This is a genomic window from Paenibacillus sp. WLX2291 (assembly GCF_046603665.1).
GTDB lineage: Bacteria > Bacillota > Bacilli > Paenibacillales > Paenibacillaceae > Saccharibacillus.
The window spans coordinates 2396411-2411258 of sequence record NZ_CP176755.1 but is presented as its reverse complement, the minus strand read 5'-3'; the positions used below and the strand labels follow the sequence as shown (position 1 = coordinate 2411258).

At 45.5% G+C, this 14848-nt stretch carries 13 protein-coding genes; 2 read left to right on the top strand and 11 right to left on the bottom strand.

Translation table 11 applies throughout. From position 1 onward, the window contains the following. Nucleotides 1-343: 343 nt before the first annotated feature. The 9 genes from ACDE64_RS10410 to ACDE64_RS10370 all read right to left on the bottom strand — a co-directional run bounded on the left by ACDE64_RS10410 (nucleotide 344) and on the right by ACDE64_RS10370 (nucleotide 7489). The gene (locus ACDE64_RS10410; protein ID WP_411349946.1) at nucleotides 344-1369 is read right to left on the bottom strand and encodes a PepSY domain-containing protein; all 1026 of its coding nucleotides are present in this window, start codon (nucleotides 1367-1369) and stop codon (nucleotides 344-346) included. A gap of 99 nt (nucleotides 1370-1468) precedes the next feature. Continuing rightward, entirely contained in the window at nucleotides 1469-2932 is a 1464-nt protein-coding gene (locus tag ACDE64_RS10405; RefSeq protein ID WP_411349944.1) for an ATP-binding protein, read from the bottom strand. After that, entirely contained in the window at nucleotides 2929-3633 is a 705-nt protein-coding gene (locus ACDE64_RS10400; RefSeq protein WP_411349943.1) for a response regulator transcription factor, read from the bottom strand. Before ACDE64_RS10400 ends, ACDE64_RS10405 begins: the two co-directional genes overlap by 4 nt. Nucleotide 3634: 1 nt before the next feature. Continuing rightward, nucleotides 3635-4174, bottom strand: a complete 540-nt coding sequence (locus ACDE64_RS10395) for a GNAT family N-acetyltransferase (RefSeq protein WP_411349942.1) — start codon at nucleotides 4172-4174, stop codon at nucleotides 3635-3637. 12 nt (nucleotides 4175-4186) lie between these two features. Then, nucleotides 4187-4732, bottom strand: a complete 546-nt coding sequence (locus ACDE64_RS10390) for a GNAT family N-acetyltransferase (RefSeq protein WP_411346387.1) — start codon at nucleotides 4730-4732, stop codon at nucleotides 4187-4189. Nucleotides 4733-4746: 14 nt separating this feature from the next. Further along, on the bottom strand, nucleotides 4747-5205 hold the full coding sequence (locus tag ACDE64_RS10385) for a GNAT family N-acetyltransferase (RefSeq protein WP_411349941.1): 459 nt from the start codon (nucleotides 5203-5205) through the stop codon (nucleotides 4747-4749). Nucleotides 5206-5217: 12 nt separating this feature from the next. Next, nucleotides 5218-5784: a GNAT family N-acetyltransferase gene (locus ACDE64_RS10380; protein ID WP_411346386.1), complete on the bottom strand. Its 567-nt coding sequence runs from the start codon at nucleotides 5782-5784 to the stop codon at nucleotides 5218-5220. A 188-nt stretch (nucleotides 5785-5972) separates the two neighbouring features. Then, entirely contained in the window at nucleotides 5973-6644 is a 672-nt protein-coding gene (locus tag ACDE64_RS10375) for a phospholipase D-like domain-containing protein (RefSeq protein ID WP_411349940.1), read from the bottom strand. A 419-nt stretch (nucleotides 6645-7063) separates the two neighbouring features. Beyond that, a complete protein-coding gene (locus ACDE64_RS10370) occupies nucleotides 7064-7489 on the bottom strand; it encodes a chemotaxis protein CheW (protein ID WP_411349939.1) in 426 nt (141 codons plus the stop codon). 540 nt (nucleotides 7490-8029) lie between these two features. Here ACDE64_RS10370 and ACDE64_RS10365 point away from each other — a divergent pair. Next, complete coding sequence (locus ACDE64_RS10365; RefSeq protein WP_411349938.1) at nucleotides 8030-9004, top strand: family 43 glycosylhydrolase; 975 nt, start codon at nucleotides 8030-8032, stop codon at nucleotides 9002-9004. A 230-nt stretch (nucleotides 9005-9234) separates the two neighbouring features. Beyond that, a complete protein-coding gene (locus ACDE64_RS10360) occupies nucleotides 9235-10536 on the top strand; it encodes an oligosaccharide MFS transporter (RefSeq protein WP_411349937.1) in 1302 nt (433 codons plus the stop codon). 761 nt (nucleotides 10537-11297) lie between these two features. On the opposite strand, the gene ACDE64_RS10355 is transcribed toward ACDE64_RS10360, so the two are convergent. Both ACDE64_RS10355 and licT read right to left on the bottom strand, forming a co-directional pair. Further along, the gene (locus ACDE64_RS10355; protein WP_411349936.1) at nucleotides 11298-13226 is read right to left on the bottom strand and encodes a beta-glucoside-specific PTS transporter subunit IIABC; all 1929 of its coding nucleotides are present in this window, start codon (nucleotides 13224-13226) and stop codon (nucleotides 11298-11300) included. A gap of 175 nt (nucleotides 13227-13401) precedes the next feature. Further along, nucleotides 13402-14259 (bottom strand): BglG family transcription antiterminator LicT, encoded by an 858-nt coding sequence (gene licT / locus ACDE64_RS10350; protein WP_411346380.1) that lies wholly within the window; start codon nucleotides 14257-14259, stop codon nucleotides 13402-13404. Nucleotides 14260-14848: the final 589 nt, after the last annotated feature.

Sequence of the window (14848 nt, the reverse complement as noted above, 5' to 3'; positions counted from 1 at the left end):
CCTGGATCTGCCTGGCTGCAACCGAAGTGATGTGTGTTCCGGTTGTGCCTGCCGGGCTATGATATAAATATAAAGTCTGCAAATGAGATGACTCTGATAATCAGATTAGAAATTGATGAGAAAGATTACATGCATTGTGAGTAGCATTAGAAAAGCATTAATTCTCCCCTTGACGTATGCCTATACGTATATACAGTGGGTTACATGCTTGAAGTCACCTGTTGTCTATTGCGATTATGCACTAAATATCAAAAACCAGCCTGCTGACATGACGTCATACAAGCTGGTTTCAATACAACTGAGTTGTGGTCTACTTATCATGACTCATTCATTACGATCATTCTTATTTATCATCATCATCGTCTTCATCATCCCAGGTAACTGACATGACGGCACCAGTGATGGAATTGATTTGGATGACAGCTTCGCGATCATCTGGTGTATCGATTTCGACCAGATAATATTGTTGACCGTTTTTGGAATTGTGTTCATATTTTACATCATCCACTTCGCCTTTCACCTGACTCAGTGCGATTTGTTTTGCTTGTGCCTCAGTTACAGAAATGGCAGTAGGTGATTGGGAACTGGATGAATTAGACGAATTTCCTTTATCCGCATTGCCCTTTGCAGGACTGCTTGACGAACTGGACTGATTTGCTGAATTGTTGGAACCGGACGGAGTCGGATTCGCTGCTGAACTGCTATTGCCTTTGGAATTGCTATTCTCTTGGGAACTGTTGGATGTATTCGTTCCTGATGATCCCTGTGAATTAGAGCTACTTCCTGTATTACTGGATGGCTTAGAATTAGAACTCTGGCTCTCTGTGGAATCGGATGAGTTGGAATTGCTAGTTGTGCTGCCATTTGTATTGGAAGATGTACTGGATGTGGAATCATTCTGCGATGAGCTAGATTCATTGGTATCCTTATCAGGTGAATCCGAAGATGATGGGTTGCTAGTTTGCCCCGTTGTATCTGATTGCCCAGTCGCATCGGTATTGTCATTTCCATTCGTATCTGTATTAGCAGACGCTGTTGTATCGTTATTGCTGTTTGCATTAGGGTCAGTAGCTACTGTTGTTGAAGCAGCTTCGAGTTGCTTGATTCTCTGCATCTCTCCACTACGTCCGTCCATTGTGAGTAGGTAGGTTCCCTGTTGCGATTTCAATTGCACCTGATACGTACCATTTTCCTGAATAATCTGTGTGATCTGTCCCGGGTATTCTGCCTGCACGCGTTCATTGATCTGAGCCGCCGTCAATTGCGGCTGTGCTTGGCGAAGCGTATTCCACGTCAAAATGCACACACAGGCTATTATAATCAATACAGCCGCTCCGGTCAGCCACCAGCGTCTGTTTGTACTTTTCATCTCATATTCCCCCTCTGATACATCATAACAATGACTGTCATCGGTACAATAACGCCAAAACGCCTGTGTACCGTCTCTTAAGAAACAGTATACAGGCGTTTAATTAGAATTCGCTGAGAAAAGCGCAAGATGTTCCGCCGTTGCAGGCAATGTGACGATAGCGGTTGTGCCTTCATTTTCTACACTTTCCAGTCGCACCGAGCCGCCGAGTGCTTCGGCAATGCGCTGCGCCAACGTTAATCCTAGACCAGAGCCACCCGTATCTTGACGCACACGCGCCTGATCTACCCGGTAAAAGCGATCAAACACTTTGGGCAGTTCTTTTTCTGGAATACCGATACCGCGGTCGGTAATGCGGATACATCGATTCCGCTGAGCAGTAGCAGTAGAAACAGATGCTCGCTCCACTTGCGAAGATGTATCAGTCTGATCCAGTGAAAGGGTGAGTGTAATACCGTCACTACTGTACTTACGCGCATTATCCAGCAGAATGAATAACAACTGACGCAGTTTGCCTGCATCGGTCTGAATAACCAACAACGCTTCATCACTACGCAGAGGTTCATCAATCTCAATATCCAGCTGTCGATGATATGCCTGCTGAAATTCACGAGCCAGCTGCTCCGCTTGTTGACGCAGATGAACTGGCTCCAATGTCATATTCCACTGCTCCTCATGACGAGCAAGCAACAGAAGCTGTTCCGTCATTTCTTTCATCCGTACTGCTTCCGAATGAATCGCTTCTACCGATTCGAGAAATAGATCTGGCCGATCCAATCCACGCCGCTTTAATAGACTAGCATAGCTCTCGATAATCGTTAACGGGGTGCGCAATTCATGGGAAGCGTTGGAAACGAATTGCTTTTGCTTATCATAGTTATTTTCCAACAGATCAATCATACGGTTAAAGTTCTCGCCCATCTCATACAGTTCGTCACGCGAACGTTCCGGTAGCTCGATGCGTTTGAATTTGCCATTGCGACGAATATCCTTCATCGTTGACGTAAGCGCGGTAATCGGACGAATCACAATCCGTCCCAACACCTGACCGGATAGGAATACTGGAATCATCGCCAGACTGGTTACGATGAGCAAAGCCCATTCTAACACGTTTAAATATTCTTCGGTTTGCCGCAAGCTCTCAGTCACTTGAATATCCACGACACGTCCATCGCTCCAGATAACAGGCACAGATACAAATACATACCGATGAGATCCAATCTTCAACACCTCTGAGACCCGACTCTCATTGTAGCTCACCGCACGCTTGGACAGCTCCTGCTCACCAGACGAAGTGACTAGCAGCGAGTTGCTTCCTTGTTCAGTTACAATGCGAATCATACCTTCCAGCGGAACATACGCACGCAATAGATCTGCTGCCTGTGTATCTGCCGATGACAGACGGATGTTATCGGCTGTCTTGCTTGTCTGCGATTCGATACGATTCTGTTGTTCACGGATGGTCAAGGTGCTGAATACAAAGTAAACAAGCACATTGGTCGCAATAAACAGTAACGCAAACAAGACCGACGAGTATAAGTGAATCTTGTGACGCAGCTTCATGATGGCTCTCGCAGTGCGTAGCCAACGCCGCGTACGGTCTGGATTAACTCATGCTGATGACCGTGGTCGATCTTTTTGCGCACATAGCGGATGTAGACATCCACCACATTCGTATCGCCATAATAATCGTAACCCCAGACCGCCGCCAGAATCTGGTCACGATTCAATACCTGACGTTTATTTTTGAGCAGATACGCGAGCAGATCAAATTCGCGCGGCGTTAACTCCACAGATTGTCCGGCACGTTCCACTTCGCGTGTGCCTTCATTCAGGCGTAGATCTGCTGCCTGCAACCAACCGTCGATATGGACGTCTGCTGAAGTCGCTTGAATCTGCTGTTCCCGCAAACGCAACGAAGCACGAATCCGAGCCAACAATTCTTCAATTTGAAATGGCTTGGTTACATAATCATTGGCACCCAGATCCAGCCCGGCAACTTTGTCCTCAACCGAGTCACGCGCAGTCAGCAAAATAACAATTATACTGGGATCAACCGAACGAATACGGCGCAAAATCTCGATTCCGCTCATCTCTGGCAGCATCACATCCAGCAATACGAGATCCCATTGTCCTTCCTGATATATATCCCATGCCTGTGCCCCATTGTAAGCTTGGGTGACCTCGTATCCTTCCGCTTCCAGCTCAATTTGCAGCAGACGGGAGATTTTGTGTTCGTCTTCAACGATTAATATGCGGGGCATCTCATTCCTCCTGTTTACCGATAATTTTCTGATAGCTGGCAATATCCAGCCAACGGTCAAATTTGCGTCCGACTTCGCGGAAATGAGCACATTTCTCATATCCACGGCGTTCAAATAGCCGGATACTGTTTTCATTTTCTGTGCAAACGGTCGCTACCAGCGTATGAAAGCCACTATCTACAGCCGCTTGTTCGATAAATGTTAACGACTGGCTTCCAAGCCCTTTGCCTGTCTGATCAGGCTTTAAGTAGACGGTAATCTCGGCAGTCGTATCGTACGCCTGCTTGTTTTTGTGACGGGTGATCAGTATGTAGCCAAGCAACTTCTGTCCACTCTGCTCTTCCGCTTCATTGTTCTGTTCCAAAATAGCATAGGAACGATAACGCTCCGGCACCTGCAAAATCTGCTCACGCATCTGCTCTAACGTCTGTAGCTCAGTATGAAAAGAGATAGTCGTATGTTGTACATAATGATTGTAAATGTCCAACACTTCAGGCAAATGCTGCTCCTGAATCGTATCAAACGTGATTGTTGTCTGCATAGGAATCCCCCGTCATATCAAATAATGCAATATTCGCTGTAACCCAAGCGCTCCTTGACGACGAATATCACGATCTTCAAATCCAGTTGCCAAATACACCTGACACGCTCGTTCATTCAATTCATTGACAGCTAGAATCACTTCGCGAATGTGTGGAAACTGGTTCCGCACCAATTCTCCCAGTCGATTCATCGCCTGCTTGCTATATCCGTGTCCCTGCTCAGAAGAATCCACTAGCAGGGCACGTAGTAACATTAATTGGTCTGGCGGCGTATCTGTATACGATTGATAGGTTATGATGCCATCTCCTTCGTGCAGGACGAAAAAACCAACAGCGCGTCCATTCACTACCATTACAATCGGATGACGTTCAGGATCGCGCAGCGAAATCGATAGTACCTCCGCTGGCAGCGCTGTAAACCGATGCTGTTCTGGCGGCAAAGTGAATTCTAACAGATCGTCCAAATACTGCGGATCATATAAATACAACTCTAGCTGTTGCCGTGACACGTCCGACTGCTCCGGTGACCGAAACCCCTGTTTTGCATTCCCATCCATATCTGCCTCTCCTTTCACCGTGTACAGCCAAAACGTAAGACGCCCGGATAATATTCTCCAAGCGCCACTATGTCAAATCCGCACCGCTGGTAAAATCCGACCGCATCACTGTCTGTTTCAGCGTATAAGCTAACGTCTGGATGCTGCTTAATATAATCTTCTATCATGCGTCTTCCAATTCCCATTGCCTGTAATTCCGGCAAGACTGCCAGATGACTGATCACATGACAAATAGGTTCATCTTTTTCAGCTATGCGATCCTGTATAGTCATTCCCAAAACACCTGTAAACGCACCGCGATATTCATCCAGCCAACCATATAAATCACGTTCTGGTTGGATTCTATACTGTTCGTATGCTGCTGTCGATTGGCGTAGTAGCTGCGATAGATCGCCATCTGTCCACATGCAGATCGACAGTAGTTGAGCAATTTGCTGGGGGGCGATTGTAGAATGGTTCAGTTTGGATAGCATAGATGACATCTCTCAAATGTAATCGTCAACTGCACGGATAATGGAATACATTTTGGCATCATGGAAGCTGCCTTTGGCGTACAGATGCTTGCGTAATAAGCCTTCATATTGCATGCCAAGCTTTTCCATGACTTTGGACGAACCGATATTGCCGGGCATACATCGCGCTTCGATCCGAATAAGCTTCATTTTTTCCCAACCAAATTGCAGAACAGGTTTGGTAATTTCGGTTGCATAGCCGCGGTTCCAATACGGACGGGCAAGTGCATACCCAATCTCACCACGGAAATGGCGTGTTTGCCAGCCAACGTAACCGGCGGTGCCGATCATTTTGCCAGAAGCCTTCTCCTCGACAGCCCATGGAGCGAGTTGCCCAGTTTCATAGTTATGCAGAACAGTACGGATAAATTCTTCCGTATCCTCTATTTTTTGATGTGTATACCACGTAACATAGCGCGTCACTTCAGGATCGGAGCCATAAGCAAACATATCGTCTCGGTCTTCCCATTTGAGCGGTCGCAAAATCAGCCTTTCCGTCTCCAGTACGGGCAATTGTCCAAATACGTCTTCAATTTTCATAGGGTTCGCTCCTTTGTATGTATATTGGAATGGATATCAAATAACTAGTTCTAGTTTAGCACAATTCGATCTGGAAAAACCTGTTGTCTATATAAGCAAAAGAGCACTGTCTCAACAACAGTACTCTTTTACGTAGACACTTCATTTGAAGGTATAGCAATCCGTGTATCATGTTTATAGCAAATAGCTCATTCCCCTGTCCAATCTCCGTAACGCTGCGTATCATTCCACATTTGATCGAATATCGTTACCCATTTGCCCACTAGCGATGGATCGTGGATATTGATGATCATCTCATCATTTTGTTCACTTGATGCCTTGGTATAGTTGAACGAACCAGTGAGTGCAGTTTTCCCATCGATCAGCATTAACTTTTCATGCATTTTGCCGTCAAAGGTATTGGTTTTGATCGGAATGCCCGCGTCTAATAGTGGCTGTAGATCTGCCGTGGTCACTTTGGTCTGTTCGCTAATGATGCGCACGTCAACTCCGCGCTGTTTGGCTTCTTCGAGGGCATCAATGATTTTGCCGCGTGACAGATTGTACATAGCTAGATCGATGGATGTTGTAGCGCCTTTGATCGCATCTACAACCATACCTTCGGCATCTTGCCCCTGCGATGTAAAAGCATAATCAATCGAAGTCGAACTGTTTGTAGTTGCGCCATTCGTTGATGTTCCCGCAGATGACGCTTCTGTAGTATTGGTATTAGGCGTCGTCTCAGCAGCTGCATCCGTACTAGTTGCCGAACTGCATGCGCTTAGCAGCAAGCTGCCGCTAAGTACTATCGCGCCGGGAAGCATCCATTTGCCACGTCCATGTCGACGTGCGTCTCTATCGTTGAAAAGTTGTTGATTCATCGTATTCATTCCTTTCGGAGAAGATAAGCAATGTTGCATATTACAGATAGAGGTTACCGTTCATCCTCTTCCTATGAGACTATACAACCATTGCATATAAGAACATCCATCCGCTCCAAGGAGGCGTAGATTGTGACGTATTCGATAACTCTCTGTTCATTATAAAGCAAATGTAGAGAGGGACACTAATCCGTATAGCCAACGAAAGGATTTCATTTCATTATACGAGATTTCACACCCAGATGCGAACATACGGTAAAATCACCTTTTACAAATCAACGCCAAAATCCCCTGTTCTCCCATCTATCGCTCATTACAAGCGACAGTTTAGGAGAACAAGGGACTCATTAGCTACATATTCATTTCGATTATTGCTTAACATCGTACCAATGAAGCTACGTGATTACATATATCCCGACTTATACGTACGAGCTGCGTGTGTATGCCAGCAGTGTCTCTACATTCACGATTGGTACAATTTTGCCGCCATCCGTTTCAAACGCGTTCGGTAAAATATCGCGGCTGTTCACTTCTGGATTTTCCCGCAGATCACTTTCGTCCACAATCGCTGTATTATCCAGCTCGTCTACAAGCAGGGCAACCCGGGCACGACTGAGCAGAATCATCTTGTCGGTGTCTTTGGGACCGTCATAAGATACTGCCATCAGCTTGCGCAGATTCACAAGCGGATACAGTGATCCACGAATCGTGATCAGACCTTCATCCCATTCTTCGGCAAACGGCAACGGTGTGCCTTTTTTGGAAGTTTGAATTTCTTCAATCTCATTAAAGCTGATTGCATACGGCTGATTCGCCACGTAAAAGACAATAAGCTCGATTTTCATAGCGTTTAGCTCCTCAACTGGTTTCTGGCTTACAAATCCATGATATATATGTTTATATCGACCGCAGACACCCATTTGTTTAGCTGCTTATCGTAAGGAAATTCTCGCAAAAACGATGTACGTACAAGAATAGGAATTTCCGCGTCAAAACAGACATCCTTCTCTATTTGAGAATAGGCATGCTGCATTTCGTTTTGCAAAGTTCCGCCAGAGTGTTGATTTCGGCAAGCAAAAGTGCTAGGATTTAATCATATCATGTACGTAAATATTTATTATTAATGTTTATATTAATTATATTTGTACGTACATTTATTTTGTTGGTGTATGTAAGCGTTCCCTCGCAAAGAGTGTATAGTTGCATTAAGGGTTAGTGATACGCATTGCTTTCTACATAAGATATGCCGTATTCATTGCTATTGATCTGTATATTTTGCAATGCAGCCGAACTATGCCTATCAGAACTATTCCTCATCCTTTCTTTGCAGGCGTTTACATGACTATGCCGACATGATTCCACTTTATAAAAGGAGTTGTCCAAGTATGAATTCAGAATACTCTTTCAAAAACCCGGTCGTTGAGCAGCGTGCCGATCCGTGGGTGTACAAACATACGGACGGTTACTACTACTTTACTGCTTCCGTGCCGCAATACGATCGTCTGGAAGTTCGTCGTTCCAAAACCATTCAAGGTATCGCTGACGCGCCCGCAGTTACCGTATGGCGCAAGCATGACGAAGGTCCACTCAGCCAGCTGATCTGGGCACCGGAAATTCATTATATTCATGGCAAATGGTATATCTACTTCGCCGCAGCGAATGTCGATCATCCGGTCAACGATACGTTCAACCATCGCATGTATGTGATTGAGAACGGTTCCAGTAATCCATTAGAAGGCGAATGGGTAGAAAAAGGACAGGTCGTGACAGAGTGGGAATCGTTCGCACTGGATGCAACGACGTTCCAGCACAACGACAAACTGTACTATGTTTGGGCACAGCGTGATTATGACATTCCGGGCAACTCCAATCTGTACATTTCCGAAATGGAGAACCCATGGACACTCAAAGGTCCTCAATTGATGCTGACCAAACCTGAACTGGATTGGGAGATTATCGGCTTCCTCGTAAACGAAGGTCCTGCTGTATTGAAAAAGAACGGCAAAATCTACATTACGTATTCTGCAAGTGCAACAGACATCAACTATTGCATGGGTCTGCTCACCGCTGACGAGAATAGCGATCTGCTGGATATTAACTCGTGGCACAAATCGGAGCAACCAGTCTTCCGTAGCGCACCGGAAAATGGTCAATACGGTCCAGGACATAACAGCTTCACACGTACTGAAGATGATCAGCATGACGTACTGATCTATCATGCACGTAACTATACCGAGATCGTGGGCGATCCGCTGTACGATCCTAATCGGCACACTCGTGCGCAGCTGATCTCTTGGAACGAAGATGGTACGCCTAACTTTGGCAAGCCAGTACCAGACGAAGGATTCGTTCATTCTTGAGCGATACAACAAACCTTATAGAACCTGCTTGTCCATAGCACAATTGTCATCTTCAAGCAGTCAAATGCATGTTCAATGTTCAAGCTGTCGTCCTGTTCTCGTCCTCCATTCTCTGATGAGAACAGAGCAACAGCGGATTCATCATTTCATACGGGGTAACCAAATAAGCTTCACTGCTCGTCCTACATAAACCAAACGGCGTAGCAGTACTGTGGATAGGAGGCAACATCATGAATATACGTAATCTGAAATTACCAAAATGGAACTTCTGGAACTTTGGCGGTTTGTTTTTCTTCTATTTCTTAATCTGGGCAGTCGTACTTGCCTTTTTGCCAATCTGGCTCAAGGAAGAAGCGGGACTGGATGCTGGTCATACCGGGCTGGTCTTCTCGGCAATCTCGCTGATTGCACTGTGCTATCAACCATTCTTCGGCGTCATCTCCGATAAACTCGGATTCCGCAAAAATCTATTCTGGTTTGTAGTAGTTGCGGCACTGTTGATGGGTCCATTCTTCACCTGGCTGTTCATCCCGCTGCTAAAATACAATATCTGGGTCGGTGCCATCATCGGTGGTATTTATCTCAGTGCTGTATTCCAAGCAGGTGTCGGTGTGGTAGAAGCATACATCGAGCGTGCGAGTCGCGCTAGTTCGATTGAGTATGGTCGTGTGCGTCTGTTCGGTTCGATCGCTGGTGCAACGGCGACATTGATCGGCGGTATGATGTATCTAGCGAATCCGATTAGCATTTTCTGGTTTGCTTCTGGTTCGGCAGCCATTCTCGGTATTCTGTTGAAAACGGTTAAAGTGGATCCATCTACCGCAGCAGCTGAAGCCGCAGAACCAGGTGATGGTGGCAGCGAGATTACGAAGGAACGCGTCTTCTCCATCTTCAAGCTGAAAAACTTCTGGTTCCTTTCCTTACTGATTGTCGGTACAGCGAGTGTATACGATGTCTTTGACCAGCAATTCCCGAACTATTACAATCAGTTCTTCCCAACGACTCAGATCGGTACACAGCGCTTCAGTGAGCTAGTATCGCTGCAAACAGCAATTGAAGCCGTGCTGATGATCTTCATGCCATGGATCATCAATCGCATCGGTGCCAAAAATGGACTGCTATTATTCGGTTTGCTGACCTTTGTTCGTATCTTTGGAAGCGCTGTTGCAACCGATACCATTAGCTTGTCGCTACTGCGCCTGATTGCCGCAGTTGAAATGCCTTTATTGCTCGTATCCATCTTCAAATACATTACCGGTGTGTTTGATGTACGACTCTCAGCAACGATCTACCTGCTGGCATTCAACTTTGCGAAGCAAGCAGCAATTGTTATCTTCTCCAGTATCGCCGGTCAGATGTACACCAATATTGGTTTTCAGAATACGTATTATTTCCTGAGTGCTATCGTACTGATTATTACGATCATCTCGATCTTCGGGCTATCCAATGACCGCAGACGACGCGATCCGGTTGGAGCAACGAATACAGCTTCTACCAAAGCGTCACCTGCTATGAGTGTATCAAAAGTATAACTATTCAAACCGTATCTTTAACAAGAGAGCCAAACGCCACTTGCTTTTAAGTAGCGTTTGGCTCTTATTCGTTTCGGCAGATCTTCCGATAATAAAGTATGGATAACGAGCATAGCGACTATTGCGATACTATACCACCTAACAACAATGTCTATATTTTCAGTACGATGATCTTGCCACGCACCAATACTGGGCGTTATCCCCATTTGATTATAATTCTAGACTACACTACAGCATAATTATACTCTTACACTTGTCCTCTTTTTTCGCAAATTCGCTTGCGGCATTCTGTCAGTCTGGTACAATGTGGTCATATGATGTGAGGTTATCACAAAATGAACAAAGGGGTTAGACCATTGAATCCATCTGTAAAAGATCGGTTATACGCAGCACTTGGTATCGTGATTGTATGGGGCGGTATTGTCGTGATCAAAATGTTCAGCGGCGATCTGTAAACTGTACTGTTACTACGCTTATCTTGTCAGGATAGAAGCTTGTATGTAGCAGGTATCTTGCTCATATATTGCTGCACGTACCACTGTATTTTCCTTCAATCAAACGAAAAAAGCCTGTAACCTGCGCATCTTCATCATGCGCTTTGGTTACAGGCTTTTGGCATTCTATTGATTCTTTGGATAGGAACGATGAATGGCAGGTAATAACTGATTTGTCTGATTTGGAATACATACAATCATCAGTTTTGCAATTCATACTAAAGCTAAAGCCTATCGATATTGAAATTGATGTTACATTCTACTATATTAGTTCAACTTGTAGAGCATATCGCCCTGTTGCACTTGTACATGATCAGCACGATCCAGATTGTTGTAATCGTGGATATTGGTCACGATGACTGGTGTGATTGTCGCATAGCCTTCGCTACGTACTGCTTCCAGATCAAATTCCATCAACAGATCACCGATTTTGATCTCTTGACCAGAACGAGCGTGTGGCGTGAAGTGTTTGCCTTTTAGCTTCACGGTATCGATACCGATGTGGATCAGCATTTCTGTACCGTCTTCACTTACGAGTCCGATCGCGTGACCGCTTTTGGATACTGAGAATACCGTACCATTAACTGGTGAGACAACGCGTCCTTCGGATGGCTCAATCGCTACGCCTTTACCCATAATTTCTTCAGCAAATGCAGGGTCAGGTACTTCGCTTAGCGGTTTCACTTCGCCATTCATCGGGCTCAGAATTTGAGTAGCTTTTATCGCGCGTGGAGCCGTTTCGTTCTCGATCAGAGTCGCTGCTACAGCGTCTGCTTGTTCCACTGCATTAGTGGACGGTTGTTCTGTTACAGCAGCCACTTCTGCTTCTTGTTGTACGTCTTCTTTAATTCCAATAATGTATGTGATAACCGCTGCGGCAACCAGTGCAATCAAACCACCAACGATTGCATAGATCAGTGTGCTGATCGATGGGCTAATAAATGCAGCCACACTCGGCAAACCGACCAGACCGGTAATAACATAAGCTTTGACGTGGAAGATCCCCATAAAGGCACCACCGATGGCACCACCAGACAGAGCGGCGATAAATGGCTTTTTGAATCTCATGTTCACACCGTACATTGCCGGTTCTGTAATACCCATAACCGCTGTCAGACCAGTTGAGAAGCCGAGCGATTTGGTTTTACCATTTTTGGAACGTAGACCGACACCAAATGCGCTACCAGCTTGTGCCCAGTTCGCTGCAAACATCAATGGAATGATAAAGTCATAACCAAGCGATGTCATCGAACCAACGATGATTGGCAGCAATGCATAGTGCATACCAGTGATGATCAGCAGGGACATCGTACCACCAATCAGAATACTTGCAACAATCGACATATTATCAAACAACCACGAGATACCGCCTGACAGTCCGTTACCGATAATCGAACCGAGTGGTCCAATTGCGATTAACGTCAGTGGAACCATAATCAGCAGAGTAACTGTTGGTACGACGAGCAATTTAATAGAAGAATGGGTAATGCGATCAACTGCTTTTTCTACATACGATGCGATCCAGATTGCAATAACGATCGGGATAACCGTCGATGAGTATGTTGCTGCAATGACTGGAATGCTGGCAAAGCTTACGCTCTCACCAGAAGACAGCAATGCTGTAATCGTCGGGTGCATAATCGCAGCAGCCAATGCCGCCCCGATATAAATATTACTACCAAGCTTACGTGAAGCACTAACAGCGAGAATAATCGGCAGGAAGTAGAACGCCCCATCGCCAATCGCTGACAAAATAATGTACGTCGAGCTTGTACTGGACATCCAGCCAAGTGCGACCAGAATTGCCACGATCCCTTTGATCATACCTGCACCAGTAATCGCTGGCAGGATCGGTGTAAAGATACCGGAAATGAAGTCGAACAGTGCGCTGATTACGTTACGTTTTTGCTCGGGAGCTGCGCCTTCTACTGGTGCTTGTTTGGCACCGCCGCCAGACATCTTTGCAGTCATTTCTTTGTATACACCAGCTACTTCGTTACCGATGATCACTTGGAACTGACCGCCATTTTTCATCACGCCCATAACGCCTTCTGTTTTCTCCAGTTGCGCTTTGTCTGCTTTGTTATCGTCATGCAGGTTAAAACGCAAACGCGTCATACAGTGAGTCACCTGATCTACGTTTTGCTCGCCGCCTACTAGTTTCAATACGTCCTGAGCTACTTTTACTTTATCCATAATGAACACTCCTCTATATTGCTGTTCTACATGTTTGTAATCCGTTTTGGGATATAAAAAAACCTAAATGCAGAGGAATGATACCATCGGTGCGCAACATCCGCACATTTTGATGTAAACATTCTTCGACATTTAGGTTTTGCCTACCCAAAGTAACAATCCCTCTAGCCGGTATTCAATTGCTTTCTGATGAATCGACATGTTCCTTTTTGGTGACCCGTTCGATATGAATGGTCAGGTACAGCAGTTCTTCATTGGACAGGTCACGCTGATGAATCTTACGCGTGTAGTCCTGAATTTTCAGCGCACAGGCATATGCCTGAGGGTACTGATTTTTGACCATATCGTGCAGCGGGCTATCCCCCTGCTCGCTTGCTGTGCCACTAATGACACGCTGGGCAAAAAATTTCAAATGCGTGAGGAAGCGGAAGTAATTCAGCGATTCCTCATCCAGCTCGATCACAAAATGGCGAGTTACGATCCGCAGCACATCCTTGACGATATTCGTCATGCTAACAGTTTCGCTCATCTGTCCATTGAGCTGAGAGTTGACAAAATGCAGTGCAATGAAGCCGCCTTCATCTTCGGGAAGCGAGACGCCCAGCATATCTTCGATCATCTGGAGTGCCTTGATTCCAATGTAATACTCTTTGCGGTAGAGCTTTTTGATCTCCCATAATAGGGCGTTCTTGATTTCCAATCCTTGTCGGTGCCGTTCAATCGCAAAATGGATATGATCGGTAAGCGAAATATAGATGCTGTCATGAAGCTGGCTGCCCAGTACCGTCTGTGCGTATCGGATAATCTCATCTGAGCATTCCACATATTCCATCGGAATGTCCGATAGCAACGCGGTCAGCTTGTCTGAGATCTCTTTATTTTCCAGCTTGAATACCTTTTCAATCTTCGCTTCATCAACCAAGTCATCTGGATGTTTTTTGAATCCGATGCCCCTGCCCATAACGACCAGTTCCTGTTTGCCGGAATCAACAACGGTGACGACATTGTTATTCAGAACCTGCGATATCCTCATCTTCATCACCTTTTTATATGAATGCTCAAAAAGGCAAAACCAAAATTGACACTATTGTCAGTTTCGGTTTTGCCTGATTACTCAGTAACAATCCGTGTTTTTGGTTTCTATATTTTCATACTAACATAGCCGACATAAAATGACAACCGTTTTTGTAAGCCTTTTCGAGTTGACGTGTGTAATTGTTACTTTGGACGGATTGAAATGGATGGATATGTTGGTTGTGAGGTGGACCGCTGCGGGGGAGGAAAATGCCAACGGTCTCCGGTGGAGAGTGGAGTTTTTACGGATGAGGTAGTGAGCGGTAAAAACTCCACTCTCCAAAGTCGACCTTATGGCATTTTTCCTCCCCCTCCGCTCCGCCGCACACACAACATTGTGGTGGGTAGTGGTAGGGAGAAGATCTTGGTGATGAGCAAGGTGGCAGGCTGGTGAGTTTTATGTATGTATTTGTGTTGGGGATGAAGATTTATTTGTTTGTTTAAGGTGGTTTTGTTTATGGTTGGTGGGGGTTTAAGGATATGGGCTTTGAAGTATAGGGTTTATTCTGGATGTGATGATGGTTAGATGGTGATTTTTGGGATTGGGG